Origin of the sequence: Facklamia sp. P13064, assembly GCF_050409425.1 — a bacterium.
GTDB lineage: Bacteria > Bacillota > Bacilli > Lactobacillales > Aerococcaceae > Facklamia.
The window spans coordinates 1-7,853 of sequence record NZ_JBNUPM010000030.1; the positions used below are offsets into that span (position 1 = coordinate 1).

Here is a 7,853-nt window from a genome sequence, read left to right on the forward strand (position 1 = left end):
TTGTTTAAACAACGTTTATAGTGGTTTTTCGGTTTGAGACTTATGATACAGCCCCGATTTTGTTTATTCATATTTTGTAAAGGTATCTTTAAAGTCATCTATATCTATAACTTGGTCATAACTTATTTCTGGATCGATATGATGCGCAACTTCTATCAAGATAATCGGTAAATCCGAAAGAATCTGACGAACACGCCGAGCGTTTTGAATATCTAAAGCAGCGGTTATCTCATCAGCTAGAACGATGTCCTTCTTTCTAAGCAAACAACGAACCAGTTCCAAACGCAGGCGTTGACCGCCTGAAATATTTTCACCATTATTTTCCAATTGATAATCCAATATAGCTGGGATTTCATTCGTTAAACCAACTTGATCTAAAAAATATAAAAGTTTATTATCTGGAAAATTCTGTCCCAAAGTTAAATTATCACGAATAGATCCGTGACTGAAAAAAGGATGTTGTGAAATATAGGCAATATTTCCTTGATATTCAAAGAATTCTTCGCCTTGATTATTGCGCACAAAAACACGTCCATTATCAGCACTTATTACTCCTGCTATGATCCTTAGTAAAGTGGATTTCCCAGAACCACTGGCGCCCTTTATCAAGACTTTGCTTGGCATGGATAAATTCAAGGAAAAATTTTTGAAGAGTACTCGCTCTTCACTATTTTTCGATATATTTTCCAAGACCAATTCAGCGACAGAATCTGCTGTAAAATATGTGTATTCAGAACCAGGATCTTCAAGTAAGCTATAAAGTTTATTTCTCACGTCACTTGAACGCTGAATATCAGAAATACTGTACATGATCGATTGAATGGGACCACTGAGATTCATAGTCGCGATATACATAGCTATCAAGCTAGCCGTAGTCAATTCAACGCCTTGTTTTTGTAGGAATAGCCCTACAGCTAAAGGCAGAACTTGACTAAAAAATACTAATGGACCGTTTAGAAAAAAGACGATATTACTGGTCCATTCATTTTTCCAGCGAGCATTTTCATATTCCTCATTAATGTTTTCAAGCAGAGATAATTTTTCTTTACTAGCACCATAAAAATAAAAGGTGTTCGCTCCTTTAAAAAAATCTCCTACAGATCGATGGAATTGCTTTTGTTTTTTTGAGAAAGCAGCACCACTATCTTGTAAATGACGATTCATCAAGAATTGCGGTAAAGGCCGAAGAAATGAGAAAGCTACAAAAAAGAGACCTAACCAAAAATTGTGCCACAGAATAAAAACGATTGTGGTACATAGCATAAATGCCTTTCCGATCATAATATCTACAGGAAGAAGAAAACGATCGTACAATAGCTCCATGTCTTGTGTAAGGATTGAAACTTTCTCATCATACATAATGGAATCTTTTAAAAATAATCGTTTCATTAATTGACTTTTTAATCTTATTTGTAAATGACGTTGTAGATTATTACTAACAAAATTAGCCAAGAGCATAGTGCTATAAAAAATCAAGTGTAAAATTAAACCATACACTATAAAGGAAAGAATCGTATCTGTAGTCAAATGCTCTTCGCGAATGTTTAGTAAACGCTCAAGTAGTAATGGCTTTATAAGCATTAAACCACTATTAAGTAACATTCCTATTAAAAAATAGATGAGTACATTCTTTTTAATATATTTCAGTATTTTCATAAGCAAGTCCACCTAAACTTCAATTATATTAGTTATATTTTTTTCACCCTATTAGCTTCAACTTATTATTATCCACTATAAATTTTTAAATGCTCGAACAGTAATTTCTCTCAATCAATGGTCATATATAAAGCCTTTCCTTTTCTCTTTATTGAAAGTTACGTGTGCAGATAGTGTCTATGCTTTTTACAATAGGCCATTTATTAAACGTTTTCAAAACTATTATACTAAAAAGCTTATTAAATGCGACGGAATCATTCAATAAGCAGATACACATTTAAATTATTGTTCGGTTATTCTAAAATTTGAATTTTCTTTTAATTATTTTTATAGTTGGTAAACAATTTAAATAGTAGATATAATTAAAGTAGACTCTTCAATAATCTTATTTTTCATAAATAATTAATTAAAAACTCGATATGAACAAATTTTCATAAGGAGGCTATGATGTTATTTTCAACAATAATTTTTGGTTGGATAGGAATTTTGATATTTCTACTCATTCTTTTTAACTTTAAGAAGATGACAGAGAATAATGAGTATGCTCTATTGCATTTAATGCAAGCCATCATGTATGCTATGTGGCTTCCCTTACCATTTGTTCTCTATCAATTACTCGATTCTGATATTTTATTGGTAGGAAGTGTGTTTGGTTCAGTTTATTTAATTCTACTAGTAGCTGGAATGGCTCTGCAAACTGGTCATATAGCCTTTTTAGCCAAGTACAATGAAGATAAAAAAATAAGCGATAGTCAAACAAACTATATGATGGCGACATTATCTCTTCCCTATGAAGGCTTAGTTAATTTTTTCAAATGTTTATGGGCTATTTTCTTGGGGCTATGCTTTTGGCAGAAGGGAGAAGGCATAATGGCAGTGGTGATGTTTTTATTTGGACTGTTCATTTTTTATTATCTAATAATCATTTTAGATGCTAGTTTAGTAAAAAGTGTCAAGTTATTTGAAAAAATAAAGCCAAATACAGTGCTTGTTAATGTTGAAACTTTCTTGTTCTTCCTGACTCTAATGGTTTATATCACCTTTATTTTTGGAGCTTAATCTTTATTTTAAATGATAGATTGTAAAATTAATTGCGACAAATATTAAAAAACTCATAACAGGTTCGTGTAAAATGTAAGTAATCACACAAACACTAACACGGAGGACTGTTATGAGCTACACACATCTTACCATAGAAGAACGTTCGAAAATAGAAATACTTCATCAAGAAGGTTATCCAGTCAACCAAATCGCTAAGTTACTAAACCGACATCGCTCTACCATTTATCGTGAATTAGGAAGATGTATTTCTGGCGCTTATCAAGCAAGTACGGCTCATATGAATGCAGAGATTAAAGGTCAATCCAAAGGAAGAAACCCGAAGCATACTTCTGAATTGATTCAAGCGATTCAATCTAAACTACTACTCACTTGGTCCCCTGAACAGATAGTAGGACGTGATTATCAAGGAAAGCTTTCGTTTAAAACTATCTATAATTGGATTTATCAAGGAATTCTCCAAATCTCTCTCGATGTTCTCAGGCAAAAAGGAAAACGACGTAAAACGCCAGAAACTCGAGGGAAATTTAATATAGGGACTTCGATTACACAAAGACCTAAGGCAGTTAAGGATTGAAAAGAATTTGGTCATTGGGAATTAGACACCATGGTCTCTTCACGAGGAAAAAGCAAGGGATGTTTAGGAACCTTTGCCGAACGGAAAAGTCGTTTTTACCTGGCTTTATTGATGACAAACCGATCAAAAGATGCTATGCAAGGAGCTGTTGACAGCCTAATAGAAGTTTTACCGATTGAGGCGCTTAAATCATTTACTTCAGATCGTGGGAAAGAATTTGCTTGTTACCCGGAGATAGAAAATCATGGTATTAGCTTTTACTTTGCAGATGCTTACAGTGCTTGGCAAAGAGGAACGAATGAGAACTCAAATGGGTTGTTAAGAGAGTTCTTTCCAAAGAAAACAGATTTATCAAAAGTCACTCCAATACAGCTCTATGAAGCCTTGTGGCTAATCAATAATCGTCCTAGGAAATGTCTTAATTTTAAAACACCTTTTGAAGTATTTATGCACGAACTAGCATTACTTGAGTAAAATAATGTCGCACTTATTATTGCAATTCATCAAATAAAAAAAGGTGCTTAGATTTTACTCTAATCACCTAAACATTCTATGTGTTGCAACTTACTGCAACTTAAATTTTCTACTTCAACTTACTAAAAACCCTTATTTTACTGGCTTTATGTCTCAATCATACCTGCATAAATCATGACATTGCAACTTAATGCTATTCACTCAGTTACCAATGACCATTACTTCCTCTGCCTACATATTTTAGACTATCTATTTCTTTAATGGCTCTTTCTATAGTCTTTACACTAACTCCAGCTTCATCTGCAATTGCTTTTCTTGTAATCTTATCATTTTCTCTTATTTTTTCTTTTATAAATTCTGCAAGAGCTATCTTATCGTGAGCGACATCCTGAACGACACTGTGAGCGACACCACTTTTTCCAACTTTTTAAGTCGCTATTTTCTTCAAAGAAATTATCGTTCTAAAAATATTTCCCTCCTCGAACAGAGGATCAATACCTGAATATAGTCTTGTATATTTATATGTGTTTCTCATACCTGAACCAAGCTCATCAGCAAGTCCTATTTCTCTAAACACTTTTGAGATAGCAGGATTTTTAGGGAAAGACTCAAACTTTTGTAAGTCCAATGCCCCATTCCATGAGCTAAATTACTGTTTTCTATAATAATCTTCTCATCGTCAATATTCATTTTTGCAGGAAAACCGCTTGAATGATCTCTATGAGCCAATGTACTGGTTATAAGTTAAAACCACTTCTTTTATCTCATTTTCAATCGCCTCTAAAAAAATTTTCTTTGAAGATTTACCCTGTGCAATATCGGATAATTCCATTTCCCATTTTGCTGTTGTTTTTGCGGATTTAAAGACATCAGCAACAATTGTTACAAGGCTGATTCCCTTATGTGTAGCAATAAGGTTTTTCTTATCTCTCTCAATAAATCCCTTAAAGATTAGATTTTCAATAATTCCTGCTCTTGTTGCAGATGTTCCAAGTCCCTTTCGCTCAACTTCTACACATTTTTCCAATGCGTCATTTCCTGCAAGCTCCATAACCTTTAAAAGCGTATCTTCAGTAAAGTGTTTCGGTGGTGCTGTGTATTTTTCTTTTATCTCCTTGTTTTCAACATCAAGAATATCACCTATCTTTACATCAGGAAGAAGATTATCCTCACTTTTCTTTTTAATATATTCTTTTAGATACTTGGTAAATCCCTCATCAACAATCACTTTACCGCTACTTGTAAATTCAAATCCGTCAAATTCAGCAACAATCTTTGTTGTATTCTCAATTAAAGGATAGCCTACACTTGCATGTAGCTTACTTAAAACAAGTTCATATATTTTTAATTCACTTTCCGGAAGTGAAGTTAAGCACTCATTCATACTGCTTACTGTCGGTATAATTGCATGATGATCTGTAACCTTTTTCGAGTTAAAGACAACCTTAATGCGTTTTGTATCAAAATCATTCTTACCTAAGATATTGTTAATAGTGCTTGTAATCATATCTTCCGTAAGACAACGACTATCGGTTCTTGGATAGGTTATAAATTTCTTTTCATAAAGACTTTGAGCATAGTCAAGTGTTTGCTTTGCACTATATCCAAAATACTTATTACACTCTCTTTGAAGTGTTGTTAAATCAAATGGAAGCTCAGGTTTTGTTATCTTTTCCTTTTGAATAACATCTGTAATTTCAATCTTATCGCCCAATAAATTTAATAGCTGCTCAGCAATCTCTTTATCGTCAATTCTGTCAGTTGAAAGTGTAAATCCATTAAATGATAGCTCTACTGCATAGTATTTTTCTTTCTTAAAATTGACGATTTCATCATCACGATTAACAATCATAGCAAGTGTTGGCGTTTGTACTCTTCCTACGCTATAGTTTTGACTATATAAGCAAGAATAAAGTCTACTGATATTCATTCCAACGAGCCAATCTGCAATCGCTCTTGCTTGCGATGATTCAAAGAGATTATTGTAAGAACTCCCATCTTGTAGATTATCAAAACCCTCTTTAATTGCAGTATCTTCCATAGAGGAAATCCAAAGGCGTTTCATCTTCTTTTTACAATTTGCTTCGTTATATACAAGTCTAAAAATACTTTCTCCCTCACGACCTGCGTCGCAAGCATTTACCACAATGTCTATTTCCTTATCGTTCATCAACTTTTTGAGAATATTAAATTGTTTCTTGGTAGACTTTGCCGCCACATACTTATATTCTTTTGGAATAATCGGTAAATCCGCCATATTCCACTTAGCATATTTTTCATCATAAGCGTCGGGATTCGCCATTTGCACTAAATGACCTACACACCAACTTACCCTATAGCCATTTCCCTCATAATATCCTTCTTTCTTTTTTAGCTCCTATCACTTTAGCAATTGAAATTGCTACACTTGGTTTTTCTGCAATTACAAGTTTCATATATTTTTCCTCCCGTTTTCAATAGAAAAGGGCGAAAGATTTTACTCTCTCGCCCTTTGTTTGCACCAAATATTGTATAGTTTTTGGTGCATTATTTAATTTTTCCTACTAATTCTATTGTTGTATTTATTACATCATCAAAACTTATGTCTTTGGCATAGCTGAATCTTTTTTGATAATTAGCCCATCTTGTATTAATATCTTTCTCATTTTTTAATATGTTTAATACCTCAAGAATACTATCAACATCAAAATCTGTCCTTCTGTATCTAAATGTATTTTCACAAGCTTTCTTTAATCTTTCAAAATCAATTTCTTCTTTTTCCAAATGATACAGAATGTAAATATCATAAAAATCTTTACTTCTACTATTAAACACCCCTCTTTTATAGACTGTCTGAAGCTTCTCTGCAAGCATTGTTTCTATGTTGTAAGCACAAATATCAAAAACATCATCACTGAAAATACTCTTGTATTCATAAGATATTTCACTTGGTGTAATTGGATCTCCTGTTGCTATATCAAGAGGAATAATTTGTCTTATATTCTCTAATCTGCAAAGAATAGTAATTCTAAATCCACCATACTCATCTTCCTTGCGTATTTCATCTATCTTTTGAATTTCATAACTTATTCCTGTACCATCTTTCTTTTGAAACATTTTTTCAAATCTTTGTTTTATATTTTCTTCTGTAAGAGAAAATCGTCTTATCAAAAAATCAATATCTACAGTATTTCTCTGCCTAATACCAATTACATTCGCAAGTAAAAAACCACCTTTAAATATGAAATTTTCATTCTCATCACTGCTGGCAATTTTTCCTAAAATGCCTTCCAGAAAAAAGTGTGTTTGTATTGCGTTAAAGCTAAGTCTAGTCTCTTTTGATAGTTTTTGACACATAGCCCTTAATTTATCCTTATTCATAGATAACCTCCATTAGTTCTTTTACTTGTTCATATATCTTCATTTTTTTTGAATACTCGTAAAGTTTGTTCAAGTCCTTATTTTGGGAGCGTACATACCTGTTAATTGTTTTAGAAAATAGCTCTGCTTCAACTTCATTTCTATTTTTTATAAGGTCGCAAAGAGTTCTTTCCAGATCATAAACTTTAACTAAATTCCCAAATACGGTTTTACATTCTGTAACACCTAAATCATAAATATCTTTTGTTACATAATGTATTATTACATTCTCACTTATACGATGAGGATTGTAGCCTCTATATACTGTAATTTCCATTTCATTTGGAATTATATCCGTAAATTTATGAAGATACAGGGCAGATACATAAGAAAAAATAGGAACACTAAATCTACTATGAAAAAAGTAATATTCATCATAGTCTCCATTAGAATCTATATAAATCCCTCTACTTGCACGAGTTAGCTCTCCATTTTCAACCATTCGTGTAAGATATACGGTAGGAATACCTGAGTTTTTAACTTCCTTACTCGTAATAATTCCACCAGATTGTTTTATTTTTTCCCTTATTTTTTCTATATAATTCATAATACCACCCTTTGTTGTAATCGTGCTTACATTATATCGTTTTGTACGCACACTTGCAACAATAAATAGTTTTTAAAAAGTAATAATGTTAAACGTAAATGATAATGTCTCAAGAGAACACAAATCAAAATGTCCCTCTAT

General features: G+C 32.5%; 4 protein-coding genes and 3 pseudogenes. 2 read left to right on the forward strand and 5 right to left on the reverse strand.

Features of this window, described 5'->3' with window-relative positions; all coding sequences use genetic code 11:
- Nucleotides 1-63 precede the first annotated feature (63 nt).
- Nucleotides 64-1,656: an ATP-binding cassette domain-containing protein gene (locus tag ACQV2S_RS08445; protein ID WP_428885386.1), complete on the reverse strand. Its 1,593-nt coding sequence runs from the start codon at nucleotides 1,654-1,656 to the stop codon at nucleotides 64-66.
- A 447-nt stretch (nucleotides 1,657-2,103) separates the two neighbouring features.
- Here ACQV2S_RS08445 and ACQV2S_RS08450 point away from each other — a divergent pair, with 447 nt between their 5' ends.
- Both ACQV2S_RS08450 and ACQV2S_RS08455 read left to right on the forward strand, forming a co-directional pair.
- Complete coding sequence (locus ACQV2S_RS08450) at nucleotides 2,104-2,715, forward strand: hypothetical protein (RefSeq protein ID WP_428885388.1); 612 nt, start codon at nucleotides 2,104-2,106, stop codon at nucleotides 2,713-2,715.
- Nucleotides 2,716-2,827: 112 nt separating this feature from the next.
- Nucleotides 2,828-3,766: pseudogene (locus ACQV2S_RS08455) on the forward strand (IS30 family transposase).
- 205 nt (nucleotides 3,767-3,971) lie between these two features.
- On the opposite strand, the pseudogene ACQV2S_RS08460 reads toward ACQV2S_RS08455, so the two are convergent.
- The 4 genes and pseudogenes from ACQV2S_RS08460 to ACQV2S_RS08475 form a co-directional block, all read right to left on the reverse strand.
- A pseudogene (locus tag ACQV2S_RS08460) lies at nucleotides 3,972-4,510 on the reverse strand (ATP-binding protein); the annotation flags it as partial.
- Nucleotides 4,485-6,201 (reverse strand): annotated as a pseudogene (locus tag ACQV2S_RS08465) (DNA topoisomerase 3). The pseudogenes ACQV2S_RS08460 and ACQV2S_RS08465, both read right to left, overlap by 26 nt.
- A gap of 91 nt (nucleotides 6,202-6,292) precedes the next feature.
- Nucleotides 6,293-7,126: a nucleotidyl transferase AbiEii/AbiGii toxin family protein gene (locus ACQV2S_RS08470; protein ID WP_428885389.1), complete on the reverse strand. Its 834-nt coding sequence runs from the start codon at nucleotides 7,124-7,126 to the stop codon at nucleotides 6,293-6,295.
- Nucleotides 7,119-7,712 carry a type IV toxin-antitoxin system AbiEi family antitoxin domain-containing protein gene (locus tag ACQV2S_RS08475; RefSeq protein ID WP_428885391.1) on the reverse strand — a complete coding sequence of 198 codons (594 nt, stop codon included), beginning with the start codon at nucleotides 7,710-7,712 and terminating at the stop codon, nucleotides 7,119-7,121. Before ACQV2S_RS08475 ends, ACQV2S_RS08470 begins: the two co-directional genes overlap by 8 nt.
- Between the last annotated feature and the right edge of the window lie 141 nt (nucleotides 7,713-7,853).